This is a genomic window from Syntrophales bacterium (assembly GCA_035363115.1).
Lineage (GTDB): Bacteria > Desulfobacterota > Syntrophia > Syntrophales > PHBD01 > PHBD01.
The window spans coordinates 177,487-197,891 of the sequence record DAOSEM010000004.1 but is presented as its reverse complement, the minus strand read 5'-3'; the positions used below and the strand labels follow the sequence as shown (position 1 = coordinate 197,891).

Below are 20,405 nucleotides of genomic sequence, written 5' to 3'. Positions count from 1 at the left end.
GATTTTCATTTTTCCCCGGTCGCCTTCTCCAGGCTTGCCTGGGCAAGCCGGTAATCGTAAAGGGCCGCCGTATGGGCCGTTTTGGCGTTGATGTCCGCCAGCAGGGCGTCGGTTACCTCCATGGGGCTTCCCACGCCGGCGCCGTATCGCCCCCGGGCCAGTTCAAGGTTTTCCGCGGCCTGCCGAACCTCCAACTCCGCGACCGCGATGCGGTCCCGGGCCTCCTGAAGGTTCAGCAGGGCCTGCTGTATCTCCAGTTGTACGGTCTGGCGGACAAGGTCTTCGTTCGCCTTCAGGACTTCCAGGTTTGCCCGGGCCTCGTCGGTCTGGTACTTCGTGGACAGGCCGCTGAACAGCGGCACCGACAGGGTCGCCCCCACATTCCATCCCCTCTCCAGGGGAAAATCCTCCCCCGACCATCCGTATCCGGCGCTCCCGGTCAGAACGGGAAAGTATCCCTTCTTCGCCAGGTCGACGGAAGACTCCGCCGCCTCCCGCTTCGACCGGACCGACCGCAGGTCCGGTCTCCGCTCTTCCCCCTTCTTCCGCGCCTCGTCGAGCGAGGCCGGGTAGGGCTGGAAGGCCAGGCTGTCGCGAATCTCGAACGTCGGCGCTCCGGGCAAGCCCATGGCATTCCCCAGGGTCAGGCGGGCCAGGTTCATGGCGTTTTCCGCTTTCAACAGGTTCAGGCGTGCGTTGCTCAGATCGACCTCCGCCTTGGTCACGTCGAACTTCGGTTTCAGGCCGACCTCGAAGAATTTTTTTGCCTGTGCCAGGTGCTGCCGGTAGGAGCCCACGGCCTCCGCGTTGGCGTCTCTCAGGCGCCGGGCCTGGAGAAGGCCGTAATAGGCTTTCTTGACGTCATAGGCGATCTGGCTCATCGCCTGCTCCAGATCGGCCCGGGAGGAATCCGCCCCAAGTCGCTGGATCTTCACCTGGGTGGACGTCTTGAAGAAATCGAAAAGGGTCTGGTTGACACTGACGCCGGTGGCATAGCTGTCGTATACGGTCCCCGCTGTTCTGGACATGGTGCCGCCTACGGAGTTGCGGTCGTAATCCGCCGATGCGTTGACCTGCGGATAGTAGCCGGCCCGGGCCTGACCCACCCGGCTTTCGCTGGCCTTCAGGCCGCCGGCTGCGCCGAGGATGCTCGGGTGCCGTTCCAGGGCGATGGCGATGCAGCGCTTCAGATCCAGCGTTTCCCCGGGGCGGATCGACTCTTCCGGATGCACCGCCGCCGGGACGAACAGGACGACAAGGAAGGCTGAAAGCAGGAAATGTACGATGTTTTTCTTCATGGCCGGTCCATATGCTATGGATGAAAGGGGCTGTCAAGGCGAAGCCCCGGGAGTCGCCGGGGCTGCCTGACATGTTATGGACATCCGGAAGGCATCCCCGGATCATATGCTTGGCAAGGACCGTGCCCGGCTGGACGTCATTCCCAATATACCGGATTCATTCGCTAATCATGGGGAAAGAGCGCGAACGCAGAACAATGGAATGCGATTCCGGATACATTCTATCCAGCTCGACACGGCCGGATGGATAAAAAATATCCATGGCATGCTTCAGCCATGGACGGCACGAAGAAAACGAAAGGCGTAATCACAGCTCCACGGGTATCCGTTCCGGACGGAAACACATGTCGCGGAACGCAGCGATCGGCCGATATCCCCGTCCCGTCTCAAAATGTGCAGCGGGACGGACCTTTCCCCCGGCCGGCCGTTTCTTCCGCCATCATGACGTCCCCCTCGAAGGTCAGAACGTAGAGGAAATCACTGTCTCCGCAGTTGTAGTACCATTTCTCGACGGACACCGTTTCTTCCGCATAGACTCCGCCGTGACTCCTGCCGGTACGCGGGTCTTCGCCTCCGATAAAGCGGCCCCTTGTGACGGATTTCACACGCTCGACACTGTCGGGCTTTCCGCATTCGATCGTGACGCGCGTCTTGGTGTCGCCGGTACTGACCAGGCCTTTTCCACCGTTGCACCGAAAGGCGAATGCGTCGCCGGCGCACCAGAACATGACCACCACCGCGGCCATAACGGCCAACCCCTTGTTCATCCCTCGCTCCTTCCGTTCGATCCTGTTCCGCACATTTCGCAACATATTCATATCGTTCTCAAAACCCATGCCAAGCGTCCACGCCCCGGACACCCGGCCGCCAAATACCGATTGACATGTCAATCAACATTTGCTACACCGGAGCGCATGGAAAAAGTAGCCAGCGAAAAAATCATCGTCGAAGCGGCACTGAAGGTCTTCAGCACGAAAGGATTCGCCGAAGCCCGGATGGCTGATATCGCCAAGGAAGCCAACCTCTCGTACGGGCTCATCTATCACTATTTCGAGAACAAGGAAAAACTTTTCGACGCCATCGTCGAGAACTGGTGGAAATCCTTCTACGACGAGCTGGAGATGCTCAAGAAGAGCACCGCGGCCACCAAGGAAAAGCTGGTGGAGATCATCAAGTTCATGATGAACGCCTACACCGCGACGCCGAGCCAGATGTCCATCTTCGTGGCGGAAGTCTCCCGGGGCTTCATCTATCACTCGAGTCCCCGGGGAAAGGACAAGTTCCGGAAACTGTTCAACCTCTGTGAAGACATCATCCGCGAAGGCCAGACCCGGGGAACCCTGCGGTCCGACATCCAGTCCAACTACCTCACCTATGTTTTCCTGGGTGCCATCGACACGTTCCTGTCGGTCATGATCTTGGGCAATGAGACCCTGAGCAAGTCCAGGGAGAAGCGGATCATCGAGAGCCTGACAAATGTTTTTCTTCATGGGGCCGAGGCGGAAGCAGAGCACTGAGATGGATTCCCGCCGAACGCATCGAGGCGCCAATCCCCGGCGGACCAGAGCGGAGCAGAAACGGGAAGACGGATTCCGGCATTCCAGCGGACGCAGGCGGGGCGCCGTGCCCGGGCGCCTGACGGAATCGGACGGACGGTTATGATTCTCAAGGGACAGCTCCACACCCATACAACCTACTCCGACGGGACCATGACACCCCAGGAGGTCGCCGATGCCTATGCGCGCCTGGGCTACGATTTCATCGCCATCACGGACCACGACCACCTCCTGAAGCCCTCCTACGGGGATGCCATCACCCGGGTTCGGTCGGACATGCTGATCTTCACGGGAATCGAGCTGACGGTGCACTGCCGCAAGGGATACGTCCACGTCAGCCGGATCGAGGGAGAAAGGGAAGTCCTGCATGTCTTCAACCACCCCGCCGATATCGATCTCGGCCTGCGCGACTGTATCCGCATCATCGCGGAGGTGGCGGAGCGCTATCCCATCGACGCGGTGGAGATCACAACCCACGGGTTTTACACGCCCCAGTTCGATATCCCGGAGATCCCCTATCCCAAGGTGGCGGCCGACGATTCCCACAACCTCCTGGGCTGCGGGCGCGGATGGATCGAGTTGGAGGCCCCCCGGGACCGGGACGGAATCATCCGGACCATCAAGGAGGGGCGGTTCATGAACTGCTTTGCGGGCGACAAGGCCCGCCGAAAGCCCGCGGTGGACCTGCGGCTGATCCGATTTGCATGAGACTGCGGCCGGGACGGACCCCGCGCCGCGATACGATTCAGAACCATATTAAGGAAGGAGACGTTCTATGGCAACAAAGCGGGTAGCGATTTGTGCGGTTGCCCAGCACAAGAACGAACCGGACCTCTGGTACAGGCGTTTTCAGAACATGCTTCTGGACGTACTGGAGGATCTTCAGGGGCAGACAGGATTCAAATACGGAGAAGGCGGCGTGGAAATGATCGTCAGCACCTCCGACGATTTCTTCGATGCCCGGACCATCTCGAACAACGGCGTCACGGACGTCATCGGTGGGCAGTATCTCGCGGAAGAAAAGATGGCCCAGGAAGGCCTCAATGCCATCGGCTACGCCAACGCCATCATCCTCTCGGGGCACAAGGATCTAGTCCTGATCATGGGGCACTGCAAGGAATCCCAGGGCGAGAGCCGCAACATGATCACGAATTGCGGCTTCGATCCCTTCTACGGCCGGGCCACGGGCCTGGATTACCTGAACGCCGCCGGTCTGCAGGCGCGGGCCTACATGAAAAAGAGCGGCCTCACGGACGACCAGCTCGCCGAGATCGTGGTCCGAAGCCGCCAGTGGGCCGTCAAGAACCCCTACGCCAATGCGCAGGAAGCCATTCCGGCGGGGAAAGTCAAGTCCTCGCCCATGCTGTGCGATCCCATCCGCCAGCTCCACGCCTACCCCGTCTCCGACGGTGCCGTGGGACTGCTCCTGGCCTCGGAGGAGCGGGCGAAGGAATTCACCGACAATCCGGTATGGATCACCGGATTCGCCAACTGCATGGACACCTTCTTTTTCGGTGACCGGGATCTGACCAGCAACTTCGCCCTCAAGAAGGCCACCGCGAACGCCTGCCGGAAAGCCGGCATCCAGGACCTGAAAAAGGCCGCCGACGTGGTCGAGGTCATGGACTGCTACGCCTACCAGCAGCCCATGTGGATGGAAGGACTGGGCTTCTGCGGAGAGGGAGAAGGCGGACGCTTCATCGCCGAAGGCGGCCCCGGGAAGCATCGGGTCAACCTCTCCGGCGGAACCCTGGCGGGGAACCCGCTCATTATCGCCGGCCTCTACCGGGCCGCCGAGGCGACTCTCCAGCTTCAGGGCGGCGCCGGCGACCGCCAGGTTCCGGACGCGAAATGCGCCGTGGCCCACTCGACCAACGGGCCCGCCGGCCAGTTCCACTCCGTTCTCATTCTCGAAGCGTAAGGAGCAGGCATCATGAAAAAACACATAAAAAACAGAAATGTAGCCATTATCGGGATCGGCCAGACGACCCTGTCCAGCCACAAGGAAGACCAGAACCAGGTGGAAATGGTCTCCGAGGCGGTGCGCAACGCCCTGGCGGACGCCAACATGACGCTTGACGATATCGACTGCATCGTCCACGGCAACATGGAGCTCTTCGAGATGCAGTTCCAGCCGGACATGTGGCATGCCCTGGGCTGCGGGTCCTACGGAAAGGATGAGTACCGGATCACCACGGGCGGCACTGTCGGGGCCACCCTGGTCTGCGCGTCCGACAGCCTCGTGGCCTCCGGCCAGTACGACAACGTCCTGTGCCTCGGCTTCGAGAAGCTCCAGGAAGGGAACACCACCGGCGGCATCACGAACATGGCCGACCCCCTCTGGTTCCGCAACCTCCAGACGGGAGCGCTCACATCCACCACGGCCACGGAAATGATCAAGGAGTTCGGGAAAGAGCGGGTTCTCCGGGCCGCCATGAAGTACCGGATCATGATCGACAAGCACGCCATGTTGAACGAGCGGGCGCACCGACGCCTCGGTCTCGAGTACGACCAGCTGGAGACCCTGATGGAGACGTCTCCCCAGCTCGTCGGCGAGCTCCGGCTGATCCACATGTGCTCCCAGTCCGACGGGGCCTGCGCCATGATCCTCACCAGCGAGGATCGGGTGAAGAAGGGAACCGCCAAGCCGCCCGTCTGGATCCGGGATCATGAAACCTCCCACCGGGGGGAAAACATGTCCAACCTGTACGGCGCGAAGAAACCCAAGAGCACCCACCGCGACTGTGCGGAGAAGCTCTTCAAGCGAAACGGCATTGAAAACCCGCTGGAATACTTCGACGTCTTCGAGATGTACGATCCGTCCGCCTACTGGGGCCTCGACTGGCTCCGGGAATTCCTGCTCCTCAAGGATGACGAGGTTCTGAAGCTCATGGAAGCCGGCGAATTCGACATGGACGGCAAGCTCCCGGTCAATCCCTCGGGAGGCGTCATCGCCAGCAATCCCATCGGCGCCACGGCCATGCTCCGTCCCGCCGAGGCGGCCCTTCAGATCCGGGGAGACGCCGGCGGCCACCAGATCAAGAAGGAGGTCCGCCATGCCCTGGCCTCCGGGTTCGGCGGCACCCTGTGGACCGTTATGCTTATGCTCGAAAAAGAATTGAACTGGTAGGAGGTTGACCATGGCTGAATTCTTCGGAACCACCGTAGCGGATATCTTCAATACGATGCCCAAGCGCTTCAAACCCGAGGCGTCCAAGGGCGTGGACGTCGTCATCGGGTACGATTGCGGCGGCGAGGGCGGGGGAAAATGGAAGCTCACCGTCAAGGATCAGACCGCCAAAATCGAGACCGTCGAGGGCGACCTCGGACCGTGCACGGCAACGATCACCGCCTCCGACGCGGAGACGTTCATCGGCGTCACCCTGCAGAAGATCGGCGCCATCGACGCCCTCTCCCAGGGCAAGATGAGGGTCGTCGGCGACACACGGATGCTGATGACGCTCCTGCCCCAGATCTTCGTGCAGTACACCGTGCCGGAGAAAAAGACGGAAGTCACCGCCCGGGGAATCCTCTCCGCCATCGGAGACCGTTTCCGTCCTGACAAGGCGGCGGGCGTAACGCTGAAATACGGGTATGACCTGACGGGCGAAGGCGGCGGGCAGTTCACCATCACCATCACCGACGGGACGTGCACCCTCAAGGAAGGTCTCGATGCGGACCTGGCCGTGAAAATGACCATGGAGGCCGCCACCTATGTCGGCATGATGACCGGAACAATCGACGGCGCCTCCGCCTTCACCTCCGGAAAGGTCCGGATCGACGGCGACATGATGGCCGCCGCCGCCACCGGCAAGTATTTCGACAAGTACGTGGATCCCAATGCCGAGGAGGCGGAGGAACTGCTTTCCCTGAAGGTGGTCACCTCCATCAACCAGCGCTTCGCCACGGGCCCCGTCATGGGCAAGTGGTTCGCCGGGCTTCGGGACAAGAAGCTCCTCGCCAGCGTCTGTCCCCTCTGCAAGCGGACCCTGATCCTCCCCCAGGAGATCTGCCAGTTCTGCCACGTACGCACCACCGACTACGTGGAGCTGGGACCGGAAGGGTACGTCACGAACTTCGACCTGGTGTATTTTGCCAGCCCCGATCCCCTCACCGGCGAAGTGCGGGACACCCCTTACGCCTGCGCCTGGATCATGCTGGAAAATGCCACCCCGGAGGAAGCCTTCGCCTTCGAGATCAACCGAAAGGACCTCTCGAAGCTGAAGATCGGATCGAGGGTACGGCCCGTCTGGGCGGAGAAGCCCACGGGCAGCTTCCGTGACATCCTCCATTTTGAAATCATCGACTAAGGGAGAGGAGAATCGGATCATGACCTGCACAAGTGAAAATATAAAAGACTGCTTCGTCATCGAGGCGAGGATGGCCCTGCCCAACCAGTACTTCGTGGGACGGATCGGCTCGAAGTGGATCATCGCCATGAGGGACAAGAAGAAGATTACGGGCCTCAAGTGCGAAACGTGCGGCATCACCTACATCCCGCCCCGGGAATACTGCAACAAGTGCGGGGCGAAGATCGCCGACAACTGGGTGGACGTTGGCACGACGGGGGAACTCGTCAACTACACCATCGTCAACTACAACGACAAGCATCTTCCCCGGAAGGCACCGTACATCCTGGGGCAGATCAAGCTGGACGGGGCCGACACGCCGCTCACCCACATCGTGGCCGATGTGGATCCGCTGGACGTATACGTGGGCATGAAGGTGAAGGCCGTCTTCGCCGAGGGGCCCGTCAACACCCTGATGCAGCTGGATCACTTCGAGCCCGCCTGAGACGCGGCCATAGGGATCCACCTGGACGATAACAAAACAAATACCCATAAGGAGGTATCACCATGGCCAAGGATGAAAAGAAGGTCATCATCACGGCGGCTCTCACCGGGGCCGCGACCATGAAGAACAACAACCCCAGCGTGCCCTACACGGTCGAGGAGTTCGCCGAGGAAGCGTACAAGTGCTACCAGTCCGGGGCCGCCATGGTCCACGTCCATGCAAGAACGGACGACGGCCAGCCGACCCACGAGATCGACCGCATCAGGGCCGTGCACGACGCCATCAAGGCCCGCTGCCCCGAGCTGCTCGTCTGCCTGAGCTCCGCCGTCGGCATCTTCAAGACGCCGGAACAGCGGCTGGCCCAGATCGTGGCGGTCAAGCCGGAGATGGCCTCGTACAACACCAACAGCATGAACTTCAGCATCGTCGACCGCCACACCGGACAGATCTTCTTCGACTACGTCTTCGACAACACGTTCACCATGCTCCAGGACTTCGGCAAGGCCTTCGAGTCCAACGGCGTGAAGCCGGAGATCGAGTGCTACGACATCGGCGGCATCGACAACACGCTCCTGATCGCCAAGCAGGGCTTCTTCACGGAGCCCATGAACTTCAACTTCGTGTGGGGCGTCGTCGGCGGCCAGAAGTTCCGCCCCGACGTGTTCATCTCCATGGTCAACGCCATCCCGGCGACAGCCAACTTCACGACCTGCGCCGTGGGCAACGAGCAGTTCCCCGCCAACGTCATGTCCTGCCTCATGGGCGGCAACATGCGGGTCGGCATGGAGGACAACACCCGGATGCCCAACGGTGAACTGGCCAAGGGGAGCTGGGAGCAGGTGGAGTGGTGCGTGAAGGTCGCCGCCTCCCTGAACCGGACACCCGCCACGCCCGCGGAGGCGAGGGCAATCATGGGCATTCGCAAGGCCTGAAGGGAGGGTCACATAGATGGATTTTACGTTTACCGACGAACAGCGGATGTTCCGCGACACGATCTACCGCTACTGTAAGGAGGAGGTGGCTCCCCTGTGCGAGGCGGCGGACCGTGAAGGGGAGTTCAGCATGGAAGTCTGGAAAAAGCTGGGCTCCATGGGGCTCCTGGGTCTTCCGTTCCCGGAGGAGTACGGCGGATCGGGAGCGGACTTCACCACCTGCTGCCTGGCCGGCGAGGCCATGGGCCATGCCGGCCTCGACGGCGGCCACACGCTGGCGCTGGGAGCCCACACGTACCTGTGCGGCGCGAACATCATGGAGCACGGCACGGAAGAGCAGAAGAAGAAGTACCTGCCGGGCCTGGCGACGGGCGAGGACATCGGCTGCATGGGGCTGACGGAGCCGGGCAGCGGATCCGACGCGGCGGCGCTGGCGACGACGGCCGTGAAGAAGGGGGACAAATACATCCTCAACGGCTCGAAGACCTTCATCACCAACGCCCCGCTGGCGAAGGTGTTCGTGATCTTCGCGACGCTGGACAAGTCGAAGAGGCACAAGGGAATCACGACGTTCATCGTGGACGCGGGCACTCCGGGTCTCTCGACGGGGAAGCCGATGCACAAGATGGGCTGCAAGTGCTCGACGACCTCGGAGGTCTTCATGGAGGACTGTGAAGTCCCTGCGGAGAACATCCTGGGCGGCGAGGGCGCCGGCTGGCGGATCGCCCTGGGCGGCGTGGAGTGGGACCGGAGCACGCTGCTTTCCCCCTTCCTGGGGGGCGGTATGTTCATGATCGAGAACTGCGCCCGCTATGCCAACGAGCGTCGGGCCTTCGGCAAGACGATCGGCGAGTTCCAGTCAATCCAGAACCGGATCGCCGACATGCGGGTGTTCCTGGAGGCGGCGCGTCTGGCGGTATACCGCGTGGCGGCCTCGAAGGACAACGGGGTGATGCTGAATCCTCTCCTGGCCTCGGTCAACAAGATGTACGTGGGCGACAAGGGATTCGAGATGTGCTCGGCAGCCGTCGATCTGTTCGGCGGGTACGGGTACATTCACGAGTACCCGGTGGAGCGGGGCATGCGGGATGCGAAGCTGGGGCAGCTCGGCGGCGGGACATCCGACATCATGCGCATGATCGTCGCCCGCTTCATGATGATGTGAGGGAGGTGAAGGATCATGATCGATTACGAACTGACCAATGAACAGAAAGACCTGCAGGGGCGGATGGTAGCGTTCTGCAGGGCCGAGATCGCACCCGCCGCGGCGGAGCTGGATGCGGCCGCGCCAGACAAGGTCCCGGAGATGCTCCGGGCCCGGTTCAGGAAGCTGGCGGGGGCGGGGTATTTCGACCTCCTTCTGAAAGCGGACTTCGTCAGCCAGTGCGTGGCGGGCGAAGAGTTGGCGAAGGCGTGCCCGGCCACGTTCCTGGCGGCCATGTCTTCGGGGACGGCCTTCGGGATGGCGATTCAATGCTTCGGGTCCCAGGCGCAGAAGACACGATACCTGCCGGGCATCGCCGCCGGCGAGTTCATCGGGGCGCTGGCGTGCACAGAGGCGGACGCCGGTTCGGATCTCTCGGGCATGGTGACGAAGGCGGAGAAGAAGGGGGACGGGTGGGTCCTGACGGGCTCGAAGGACCTCGTGACGAACGCCCCCGTGGCGGACGCTTTCCTGGTGCTGGCCTGGACGGACCGGGAGGCGGGCCTCGACAAGGGCCTGTCGCTGTTCGTTGTGGAGAAGGGCGCGTCCGGTCTTGCCGTGGGCGAGACGGTGGAGACGATGGGTCTCCGGGGCGCCCCGACGGCGGGCATCAGCCTGACGGGCTGCGCCGTTTCCGCGGACGCGCTCGTGGGCGAGGCGGGCGGAGGGTACGCCCTTCTCGGCCGCATCACCGAGTGGATCAAGATTTCCCTGTCGTCCATGTCGGTGGGCCTCGGAGTCGCCTGCATGGAGGTCTCCACGGGACACGGGAAGGGGAAGAAGGCCTTCGGGAAACCCATCGGCCTGTTCGAGGGCGTGGGGGCGAAGCTGGCCGTCATGTTTACCCTGAACGACCTGGGTCGGATGATGACCTTGCGTGCGGCCTGGAGCACGGACCACCAGGAGACGGAGGCGCCGATCCTCACGGCCTCGGCAAAGCTCTTCACGAGCGAGTCCATCAACAAGATCGCGGACCTGGCCATGCAGGTCCACGGCGGGCACGGATATGTCAAGGGAGCCGCCGTGGAGCGCCTGTACCGGGACGCCCGCTTCGCCGAGCTTGCCTACGGCACCTCGGAGATGCAGCGCGCCTTCATCGCCCGGGACAGCCTGAACCGCTACAAGCCTGCCTGAGCGGCAGTTCCATTCAACCCTGACAACCAGGACAGGAGGGGCCCCGCCGGGGCCCCTGCCTCCGTTTCTCAACCCCAGATAACGCCTTCCCCGGGGGGCAGCCATGCCCCCTATCGGGGGGACTTCGGCCAAAAGGAGGCTTTTTCCATGAGTACGCTCTCGTCTCTCCAGAAGAATGTCATCCGCAGAACCGCCGTCGGCGATATTCTGGTCCGCTCGACGGCCCGCACCCCCGACCGCCGGATCCTCCGCTTTCGGGACCGGAACTTCACGTACCGGGAGCTGAACGAGGCCGTCAACCGCTGCGCCCACGGCCTGGCAAAGCTTGGCGTCGGCAAAGGCGACCGGGCGGCCATCCTGTCCCACAACTGCCATCATTATGTCATCTACTGGTGGGCCCTCATGAAACTAGGGGCCGTCATCACCCCCCTGAACTTCATGCTCAAGGGGGACGAGATCCGGTACATCATCAACCACTCGGAGCCAACGGTCTTCTTCGTCGAGGACGCCCTGATCCCCCAGCTCGGCGGCATGCAGGACGAGCTGAAAAGCGTCCGTACCTTCGGGTACATCGACCTGGGGGGCAAGGAGGCACCGGCGGGATGGATGAACATCGAGGACCTCTGGAGTGAGGCGAATCCCGCCACGGAGCCGGAGGCGGAGATCGACTACGACGACCCGGCGATCCTTCTCTACACCTCCGGGACAGAGGCGGCTCCGAAGGGAGTCCTCAACTCGCACCTGAACTTCTACATGGTCCTCCTGAGTGCGCTGGCCGACCTGAAGGTCACGGAGAAGGACGTCCTCATCGGCGGCATTCCCCTGTACCACGTGGCGGCCATGTACCTGTGCATCGCCAGCTTTGCCGTGGGTGCCCTCTACGTGATGGAGTACGCCCCGGATCCCGTGGAGATCCTCAAGCTCACCCGGGAGGAGAAGATCACATACTGGATCTGGCCGCCGGCCCTGTACCTCTACCTGCCCATGGTGCCGGACTTCGATAGCTACGACCTGAGCTCCCTCCGGATGTGCATTGTCTTCGGCGCCCTGGCGCCCCCGGCCGTCCTGGACCGCTGGCGGAAGCTCCTGCCGGACGCGGAGTTCATGAACTACTACGGCCAAACCGAGATGAGCCCCCTGGGTACATGCCTCCAACACCACGACATGGCGAAGCGGCCCGACTCGATCGGCCGGTCCCACCTGCCCCTCGAACTGAAGGTCTTCGACCCCGACGGACGCGAGGTTCCCCGGGGCGAGACGGGCGAGCTGGTGGCCCGGGGGCCTTCCGTCATGCTGGGCTATTACAGGGAAGAGGAAAAAACGGCCTACACGTTCCGCGGCGGCTGGCACCACACGGGCGACATGGTCCGGATGGACCGCGAGGGGTTCGTCTACTTCGTCGACCGGGCGAAAGACATCATCAAGACCGGCGGCGAAAACGTGTCGTCCCAGGAAGTGGAGGCGACCCTGTTCAAGCACGCCAAGGTGGCCGACGCCGCCGTCATCGGCATGCCCGACGACCGCTGGTCCGAGATCGTCACGGCCGTCATCGTCCCGCGTCCGGGGCAGACCCTGGACGAGAAGGAGATCATCGACTTCTGCAAGAGCGAGATGGCGGGCTACAAGGTCCCGAAAAAGATCATCTTCACGGACGCCCTGCCGCGCAACCCGAGCGGCAAGATCCTGAAGAACATCCTGCGGGAAAAGTTCACGAAGGCATGACGGTCGTGGCAGCCCCCGCGACCCGGATAGACCGTACAGCCGCGGGGGCGCGGCCGGGGGTCGGCGTGTATCGCTCATAAAACAAAAAAGAGGAGGCTCATCCCATGTACCAGGAGTATTTCACTGAAGATCACCAGATTTTCCGCGCTACCGTCCGGAAATTCGTGGAAAAGGAAATCATGCCGAACATCGAGCACTGGGAGGACGCGGAGATCTTCCCGGCGGAGCTCTACGTCAAGGCCGCCCAGGCAGGGCTGATGGGCCTCGACTTCCCGGAGGCCTACGGCGGCATCCCCTGCGACAAGTTCATGCACGTCGCCTACACGGAGGAGATCTGCCGCTGCGGCTCCATCGGCCTCGTGTCGGGACTGGGGAGCTACGCCATCGCCTGCCCCCCGATCCTGCATATGGGAACGGAGGAGCAGAAGCAGCGCTTCCTGCCGCCGGTCTTCGGAGGGCAGAAGATCGCCGCCCTGGGGATCACGGAGCCCGATGCCGGCTCCGACGTGGCAAACATCCGCACCCGGGCCGTCCGGGACGGCGACCACTACGTCGTCAACGGCGCCAAGACCTTCATCACCAGCGGCTGCCGGGCCAACTACATCACCACGGCGGTGCGGACCGGCGGATCCGGCTTCAAGGGGATCAGCCTGCTCGTCATTGACTCCTCCACCCCGGGCTTCTCCGTGGCCAAGAAAATCCGCAAGATGGGCTGGAACGCCTCCGACACGGCGGAGCTTGCCTTCGAGGACTGCCGCGTCCCCGCGGAGAATCTCCTGGGCGGCGAAGGCATGGGGTTCTACGGCATCATGGCGAACTTCCAGAACGAGCGCCTCGCCCTTTCGGTGATGGCCCACGCCACGGCGGAACTGGCCCTGGAGGAATCGATCAAGTACGCCAAGACCCGGGAGGCCTTCGGGAAAACCCTTTCCGGATTCCAGGTGACCCGCCACAAGCTCGTGGACATGGCGACGAAGGTTTCCGTGGCCAAGGAATACAACTACCGCGTTGCAGCAAAAATGCAGGCGGGCATCGACTGCATCCGGGAAGTCTCCATGGCGAAGAACTTCGCCTGCGAGGTCTGCGACAAGGTCGTCTTCGACGCCGTGCAGATCCACGGCGGATACGGCTATACCCGGGAATACATGGTGGAGCGGCTGTACCGCGACTCCCGGATCCTGAGCATCGGCGGCGGAACCACCGAGATCATGAAGGAGATCGTCAGCAAGGTCATGAAGTTCTAAGCACCTGCCGCGCCCTCCCGCCGGAGACGGGGCGGGGGCGCCGGGGCGTTCGCCGCGTCAGGCCCCCGCCGGGAGGCCTCACCGGAGCCTTGCCGCTCAATCGGCAAGGAATCGCCTGCCGTCCTTGACAAACCGCCTCCATTCCTGTAATTCCATCGCTCGTGAGGTCCCACCCCGACTAGGCTGGGACCTCACGAGCCATTCTTTCCACATTCCCAGGAAAAAAACGGATACCGGGAGTCCCATGCGCTATCTCGTCGTTTCCGACACCCACGGCAACCGGCACGATCTGAGGAACGCCGTCGGACTCTTCGGTCCCTTCGACGGCCTGATCCACCTGGGCGATGGAGTGCTTGACGGGAGGACGATCGCCGACGAGTCGGGAATCCCGTTTTACGGCGTCCGCGGGAATGAGGATTATGGAAGCAACTACCCCGACATGGAGGTGGCGGAGCTCGACGGCCGACCCTACCTGCTCCTCCACGGCTTCCAGCTCGACATGAACCCCTACCACCCTCCGTCGGTCTGGCGGGAGACCATCGACCGGCTCGTGAAAATGGCGAAAAAGAGAAAGGCCCGGGGGGTACTCTTCGGACATACCCACCAGGCCCTCCTGGACATCGTCGGAGACACGGTCGTCCTGAATCCCGGCGACCAGTATCTCGGCGCCGCCATCCCGGCTTCCTTCGCCGTCATCGAGACCGTCAACGGCGAGACCCGAATCACCCTCTACCGGAAAGGCGGACGCGACCGCTGGCACATCTTTGCCGAGGCCTACCTCAAGAACAAGGCCGCGGAGCCGTTTTATCCCTGAGCGTTGCCCTCCTGTTGATCTTCCCTGAAAACCGCATTATAATGCCCGGCAATCCAATGCTTTTTTCGTTCCGTACTCGCCGGACGTCGAGCTGGTCTTCCAGAAAACGGAGGAGGGGCTTCTGGACGGCCTGCCGGAGCTGGTTCGGCAACTGTCCGGGAAATAGGGGGGCATCGATCCGGTGCGAATCGTCATCGATCCACAGTCCTGCAACGGGTGCGAGCGCTGCATCGAAACCTGCTTCGACGTCTTTTGCCAGTGGGGTCTCCATCTCCGGCCGGTCTTCGAAGTGAAGCAGCCGGAGCGACACCGGGAGGCCGTCGAGCGGGCGGCCCGGGACTGTCCGCGCAAGGCCATCCGCTTGGAGGGATAACGCAAGGATTACGTGGTGATTTCCCCACCGCGACCGAATTCATCGAAAGGAGAGGTTCTTATGTCCGCACTGCTGGAAATGCTCGACTGCCGCCATCCGATCATTCAAGGTCCCGTCGGCGCGCTCAACGCCCCCCACTACACCGCCGCCGTCAGCGAGGCCGGCGCCTTCGGGATGCTGTCCCTCGGCTTCAGCAACAAAGAAGACGCAAAGCGCCTCGTCGCGGGCGTCCGGGCCCTCACGGCAAAGCCGTTCGGGGCGAACCTGATGGTCATGAACCAGGAGAACCCGAAGATCCTGGAGATCCTCGCCGAGGCGGGTGTAAAGACGGTGACAACCTCCGCGGGATCGCCGAAGGCCCTCTACCCGCAGATCCACGCCCTCGGCATGAAGGGCCTCCACGTCCTCCTCTCCCTGAACGCGGCGGTCAAGGCCATCGATGCGGGGGTCGACGGCCTCGTCGTCTCCGGCTCCGAATCGGGCGGGCTCCGGTCCCTCGGCTCCGAATCCTCGACCCTGGTCCTTGTTCCCCTTGTGGCCGACGCGGCGAGGGTTCCCATCGTCGCCGCCGGAGGAATCGCCGATCGCCGCGGTTACCGGGCCGCCCTGGCCCTGGGTGCCCAGGGAGTGCAGATCGGGACGCGACTCATCGCCACGGTGGAGAGCCCCGCCCCGGCCGCCTGGAAGGAGGCCATCCTGCATTGCGGAGACGGCGGAACGGTCCTCCTCAACCTGGGAAACATGAACATGCGGGTGATCCGGAATCCGAAACTCGATCAGGAGATGAACGATCCCCAGGTCACGCTGTCGGAGCGGTACAGCCTCTTCGACGCACCGAAGGGCTGGCTCGCCGGGGACCTCGATCTCTTCCCCGCTGGGGCCGGCCAGGTAGCGGCCCTCATCCGGGAGATCAAGACAGTCCGCGAAGTCATCGAGGAACTGGTATCCTGACCGGCCGGAAAAGGGGCAGATTTCCCGATCCGCCCCTTTTCCCCCGCCCTGCAAAGGAGGAGGCCATGCTGAAAATCGAAGATCTGCAGGTGAGCATCGGCGACCGGGAAGTCCTCCGGCACATCGATCTCGAGATCAAGCCCGGCGAAACCCACATCCTCTTCGGGCCCAACGGGTCCGGCAAGACGACGCTCCTCATGACCATTCTCGGCTACCCCCAGTACCGGGTGACCGCCGGAAAGATCGAGTTCAAGGGCGTGGACATCACCCACATGCCCGTCAACGAGCGGACCCGCCTGGGAATCGGCATGTCCTTCCAGCGGCCGCCCACGATCCACGGGCTCAAGACCCGCCAGATGATTCAGATCTGCGGGCGCAGGGCCGTGGACGTGGAGGCCCTGGCGGCAAAAGTCAACTTCACGGACTTCCTGGACCGGGACATCAACGCAGGCTTCTCCGGCGGCGAGATCAAGCGCTCCGAACTGCTGCAGCTGATGGCGCAGGACGCGGACCTCCTCCTCTTCGACGAGCCCGAATCGGGGGTGGACCTGGAAAACATCGCCCTCATCGGCAACACCATCAGCGAGCTTCTCCAGAGGGACTTCCGGATCGACGGGGATCTCTCCCAAAAGGACCGCCTCCGGCAGCGGACCAAAATGGGCCTCATCATCACCCACACCGGCTTCATCCTAGACTACGTCACGGCGGACAGGGGCCAGGTGCTGTACGAAGGGGTCATGACCTGCAAGCAGAACCCCCTGGAGATTTTCCGCTGCATCAAGCAGGCGGGATACGAGGAGTGTGTGCGATGCACGACATGATGAGCGAAAAGGCCGCAGAGGCCGCGGAGAAGAAGGCCGCCCTCGGTCCCGACATCGATCTCTCCACCTTCACGGCGGAGCCGACGGACCACGGCTACCTGGAAGACCTGACGAAGCTCCCCATGATCGACCGGCAGAGAATCCTGGAATCCGGCGTGGACGCCACGGAGGAGGGCCGCTCCGGGACGTACGTCCAGAAGGACACGAGCGTCCTCCATGTCCACTCCGGACAGGAGGGCCTGGAGGTCCTCCCGATCAAACGCGCCCTGAAGGAAAAGGACTGGATCCGGGATTACTACTGGAAGCTCGTCGCCGTCGACGCCGACAAATACACCGCCGCGGCCCAGCTCCATCTTCATGACGGCTACGTCATCCGGGCCCTCCCCGGGGCAAAGGTCACCCTCCCCGTCCAGGCTTGTCTCTATATCCACAAGGAGGGGCTCAGCCAGTACGTCCACAACCTGATCATCGCCGAGGAGGACTCGGAGCTGCACGTGATCACCGGCTGCGCCACCGCCCCGAACCTCAAGCGGGGGCTCCACGTGGGGATCTCGGAGTTCTTCGTGAAGAAGAACGCGAAGCTCAGCTTCACCATGATCCACAACTGGGCGGAAGAAATGAGTGTCCGGCCCCGGTCCGTCGGGATCGTCGAGGAAGGAGGCCTTTTCCTGAACAACTACATCTGCATGAAGCCCGTCCGCTCCCTCCAGATGTATCCGACCACCCGCCTGGCGGGAAAGGGCGCCGTCTCACGCTTCTACAGCCTCCTGGTGGGAAGCCCCGGCTCGGAGCTCGACGTGGGGGGACGGATTGTTCTCTCGGCCCCGGAAACCCGGGCGGAGATCGTCGCCCGGGCCATCTCTAACGGCGGGCGGATCATCAACCGGGGGGACCTGATCGGCGAGGTGGCCGGCGTCAAGGCCCACCTGGAGTGCCGGGGCCTGATGCTCCGGGACGGCCTGATCCACGCCATCCCGGAACTGCAGGCCAGGGTCGACGGCGTCGAGATGTCCCATGAGGCCGCCGTCGGCAAGATCGCCCAGGAGGAGATCCTCTACCTGATGTCCCGGGGCCTCACGGAAGACGAGGCCACGGCGACGATCGTCCGGGGCTTCCTCAGCGTCGACATCCCGGGCCTGCCTCCCGCGCTGAAGGCGGAGATTGACCGGGCCGTCGAGATGAGCGAAGAAGAATATCTTTAAGAGCAGAAAGGAGCGGACACCATGGACCTTTCCCCGTTTCTCAGGAGTGTCGACATTCTTTCCGATCTGACCGACGAGGAGATCACACTCCTGGCCGAACACTCCCAGTACCTGGAATTCACGGACGGCGCCCCGATCATCCGTCTGGGAGAGATCGGCCGGTACCTCTGGATCGTCTACGAAGGGGAAGTGGAGGTCACCCTCCCCTGCCCCGACGGAACGGAAAAGCCCATCGCCGCCCTGGAGCGGGGGGCCGTCCTTGGGGAGATGTCCATCATGACCGGGGAGCCGGCCATGGCCAGCGTCGTGTCCGGCTGGTCGTCGAAGCTCATCCGCATCCCCCGGGAAATCGTGTCCCGGGTCGTGGCAACCAATCCCAAGACCCTGGGAAAGATCACCAGGATCATCACCCGGCGGCTTCTCGCGGACGAGCGGATCCTGGCGGAGCGGGAAAAGGCCTGCGTCGCCCTCCGGGAAAACACTGATCCCTACGACCTGAATTTCTCCTCCGTCTCCGAACCGATGAAGATCCTGGTCGTGAACAGCGGCAGCTCCTCCCTGAAATACTCGCTCTTCGACACGGCCGCCCCGGAGCCGCTCCTGGAAGGGGCCGTGGAGAAGATCGGCTCCGGCGAGGCGGTCCATCACGTGCGGACCCCGGAGACCCGGAAGGATCTGCCCGCCGCGGGGATCGCCACGGTGGGAGACGCCCTCGGGGTCATGCTCGGCGCGCTGACGGACCCGGAGATCAAGGCCCTGGAATCCCTGAGCGGGATCGATGCGGTGGGACACCGGGTCGTCCACGGGGGAAAGCGATTCTCCAGTTCCACCGTCGTCAGTGACGAGGTCAAGGAGGCCATCCGCTCCTACATCCCCATCGCGCCCCTCCACAACCCCTTCAACATCGAGGGGATCGAGTCCCTGGAGAAGCTGCTGCCGGCGATCCCCCAGGTGGCCGTCTTCGATACGTCGTTCCACCAGACCATGCCCGAAGCCGCCTCCACCTATGCCATCCCCTTCGCCGTCGGCGAAGAGGAGCAGATCCGGCGCTACGGCTTCCACGGAACGAACCACCGCTTCGTCGCCATGAGCGCGGCGACCTTCCTCAAGCGGCCCGTGGGGGAGATGAAGATCATCTCCTGCCACCTGGGAAGCGGCGCCTCCGTCTGCGCCATCGATCACGGCCGGAGCATCGACACCAGCATGGGCATGACGCCGCTGGAGGGGCTCATCATGGGCACCCGGGCCGGGGACCTCGACCCCGGGGCGATCCTGCACCTGATGCGGCACCGGGGCATGACCCTCGAAGAGGTGGACCGGATGCTCAACAAGGAGAGCGGCCTCAAGGGAATCAGCGGCCGAAGCAACGACATGCGGGAGGTCCTGGAGGGGGCCGAGGCGGAGGATCCGCACTGCAAGCTTGCCGTCAGCGCCTTCTGCTACCGCCTCCGGAAGTACATCGGCTCCTACGTCGCCGCCCTGGGGGGCCTGGATGTCCTGATCTTCACCGGCGGCATCGGGGAAAACTCCGCGGAGATCCGGGCCCGGGTGTGTCAGGGACTGGAGACGTTCGGCATCGACCTTTCCGACGAGCTGAACCGGACGGCCGCGGCGGGCCGGGGTCAGCCCGCCGACATCTCCGATCCCGAGTCGAAGGTGCGGATCCTGATCGTCCCGGCGGACGAGGAGCGGATGATCGCCCGGGAGACGGTCCATGCCCTCGGCCGGGTGGTCACACAGGAGACCATCGAGAAGTTCCGCTCCCGGGGCATCCCCCTGTCCACGTCGGCCCACCACGTCCACCTCAGCCGGGCGGACTTCGACGTCCTCTTCGGCCCCGGCGGGGACCTGACGCCGCGCTCGGAGCTGAGCCAGCCGGGCCAGTTCGCCGCCGTGGAGGCGGTGAATCTCGTGGGTCCCAAGGGGCGGATCGAAAAGGTCCGGATTCTCGGCCCCCTCAGGAAGGAATCCCAGGTGGAGGTCTCCCGGACCGAGCAGTTCAAACTCGGCATCGACGCCCCCATCCGGGACTCCGGGGACCTGGAGGGCACGCCGGGAATCGTCATGGAAGGGGAAAAGGGCACCATCCGGCTGGAGAAGGGCGTGATCTCGGCAAAGCGCCACATCCACATGTCCCCCGAGGAGGCCCTCAACCTGGGTCTCCGGGACCGGGACGTCGTCATGGTGAAGGTCAAGGGTGTCCGGGAGCTCATCTTCGGCGACGTTCTCATCCGCGTCCATCCGACCTACCGGATGGACATGCACCTTGACACGGACGAGGCCAACGCCGCCCAGATCACCCCCGGCACCCTGGGCTTCATCGAGGCCATCCAGCACCGGAACTTTACGTAGGAAGTGAA

19 protein-coding genes are annotated in these 20,405 nt (G+C 63.2%); 17 read left to right on the top strand and 2 right to left on the bottom strand.

Annotated elements, in window-relative coordinates; all coding sequences use genetic code 11:
* Positions 1 to 5: 5 nt before the first annotated feature.
* Positions 6 to 1,298 (bottom strand): TolC family protein, encoded by a 1,293-nt coding sequence (locus PLO63_10640; GenBank protein HOI74595.1) that lies wholly within the window; start codon positions 1,296 to 1,298, stop codon positions 6 to 8.
* Positions 1,299 to 1,684: 386 nt separating this feature from the next.
* A complete protein-coding gene (locus tag PLO63_10635; GenBank protein ID HOI74594.1) occupies positions 1,685 to 2,065 on the bottom strand; it encodes a DUF2845 domain-containing protein in 381 nt (126 codons plus the stop codon).
* Positions 2,066 to 2,212: 147 nt separating this feature from the next.
* On the opposite strand from PLO63_10635, the gene PLO63_10630 reads away from it, so the two are divergent.
* The 17 genes from PLO63_10630 to PLO63_10550 all read left to right on the top strand — a co-directional run bounded on the left by PLO63_10630 (position 2,213) and on the right by PLO63_10550 (position 20,397).
* Positions 2,213 to 2,815 (top strand): TetR/AcrR family transcriptional regulator, encoded by a 603-nt coding sequence (locus PLO63_10630; GenBank protein HOI74593.1) that lies wholly within the window; start codon positions 2,213 to 2,215, stop codon positions 2,813 to 2,815.
* A gap of 141 nt (positions 2,816 to 2,956) precedes the next feature.
* Positions 2,957 to 3,562, top strand: coding sequence for a PHP domain-containing protein (locus PLO63_10625; protein HOI74592.1), 606 nt, complete (start codon positions 2,957 to 2,959; stop codon positions 3,560 to 3,562).
* Positions 3,563 to 3,629: 67 nt separating this feature from the next.
* Positions 3,630 to 4,775: a thiolase family protein gene (locus tag PLO63_10620; protein ID HOI74591.1), complete on the top strand. Its 1,146-nt coding sequence runs from the start codon at positions 3,630 to 3,632 to the stop codon at positions 4,773 to 4,775.
* A gap of 12 nt (positions 4,776 to 4,787) precedes the next feature.
* Positions 4,788 to 5,984, top strand: coding sequence for a hypothetical protein (locus PLO63_10615; GenBank protein ID HOI74590.1), 1,197 nt, complete (start codon positions 4,788 to 4,790; stop codon positions 5,982 to 5,984).
* A gap of 10 nt (positions 5,985 to 5,994) precedes the next feature.
* Positions 5,995 to 7,164, top strand: a complete 1,170-nt coding sequence (locus tag PLO63_10610) for an SCP2 sterol-binding domain-containing protein (GenBank protein ID HOI74589.1) — start codon at positions 5,995 to 5,997, stop codon at positions 7,162 to 7,164.
* Between the two features lie 19 nt (positions 7,165 to 7,183).
* Positions 7,184 to 7,648 carry a Zn-ribbon domain-containing OB-fold protein gene (locus PLO63_10605; protein ID HOI74588.1) on the top strand — a complete coding sequence of 155 codons (465 nt, stop codon included), beginning with the start codon at positions 7,184 to 7,186 and terminating at the stop codon, positions 7,646 to 7,648.
* A gap of 62 nt (positions 7,649 to 7,710) precedes the next feature.
* Positions 7,711 to 8,580, top strand: a complete 870-nt coding sequence (locus PLO63_10600; protein ID HOI74587.1) for a 3-keto-5-aminohexanoate cleavage protein — start codon at positions 7,711 to 7,713, stop codon at positions 8,578 to 8,580.
* A gap of 16 nt (positions 8,581 to 8,596) precedes the next feature.
* Entirely contained in the window at positions 8,597 to 9,745 is a 1,149-nt protein-coding gene (locus PLO63_10595; protein ID HOI74586.1) for an acyl-CoA dehydrogenase family protein, read from the top strand.
* Between the two features lie 15 nt (positions 9,746 to 9,760).
* Positions 9,761 to 10,918, top strand: coding sequence for an acyl-CoA dehydrogenase family protein (locus tag PLO63_10590; protein ID HOI74585.1), 1,158 nt, complete (start codon positions 9,761 to 9,763; stop codon positions 10,916 to 10,918).
* A gap of 147 nt (positions 10,919 to 11,065) precedes the next feature.
* Positions 11,066 to 12,640 (top strand): long-chain-fatty-acid--CoA ligase, encoded by a 1,575-nt coding sequence (locus tag PLO63_10585; GenBank protein ID HOI74584.1) that lies wholly within the window; start codon positions 11,066 to 11,068, stop codon positions 12,638 to 12,640.
* Between the two features lie 104 nt (positions 12,641 to 12,744).
* On the top strand, positions 12,745 to 13,884 hold the full coding sequence (locus PLO63_10580; protein ID HOI74583.1) for an acyl-CoA dehydrogenase family protein: 1,140 nt from the start codon (positions 12,745 to 12,747) through the stop codon (positions 13,882 to 13,884).
* A 244-nt stretch (positions 13,885 to 14,128) separates the two neighbouring features.
* Positions 14,129 to 14,698, top strand: coding sequence for a metallophosphoesterase family protein (locus PLO63_10575; protein HOI74582.1), 570 nt, complete (start codon positions 14,129 to 14,131; stop codon positions 14,696 to 14,698).
* A gap of 181 nt (positions 14,699 to 14,879) precedes the next feature.
* Positions 14,880 to 15,071 (top strand): ferredoxin, encoded by a 192-nt coding sequence (locus tag PLO63_10570; GenBank protein ID HOI74581.1) that lies wholly within the window; start codon positions 14,880 to 14,882, stop codon positions 15,069 to 15,071.
* A 60-nt stretch (positions 15,072 to 15,131) separates the two neighbouring features.
* Positions 15,132 to 16,022, top strand: coding sequence for a nitronate monooxygenase (locus PLO63_10565; GenBank protein HOI74580.1), 891 nt, complete (start codon positions 15,132 to 15,134; stop codon positions 16,020 to 16,022).
* A 65-nt stretch (positions 16,023 to 16,087) separates the two neighbouring features.
* Complete coding sequence (locus PLO63_10560; protein HOI74579.1) at positions 16,088 to 16,843, top strand: ABC transporter ATP-binding protein; 756 nt, start codon at positions 16,088 to 16,090, stop codon at positions 16,841 to 16,843.
* Positions 16,831 to 18,045 carry a SufD family Fe-S cluster assembly protein gene (locus PLO63_10555; protein ID HOI74578.1) on the top strand — a complete coding sequence of 405 codons (1,215 nt, stop codon included), beginning with the start codon at positions 16,831 to 16,833 and terminating at the stop codon, positions 18,043 to 18,045. The genes PLO63_10560 and PLO63_10555 overlap by 13 nt, the downstream gene beginning before the upstream one ends.
* Positions 18,046 to 18,066: 21 nt before the next feature.
* A complete protein-coding gene (locus tag PLO63_10550) occupies positions 18,067 to 20,397 on the top strand; it encodes an acetate/propionate family kinase (GenBank protein ID HOI74577.1) in 2,331 nt (776 codons plus the stop codon).
* Positions 20,398 to 20,405: the final 8 nt, after the last annotated feature.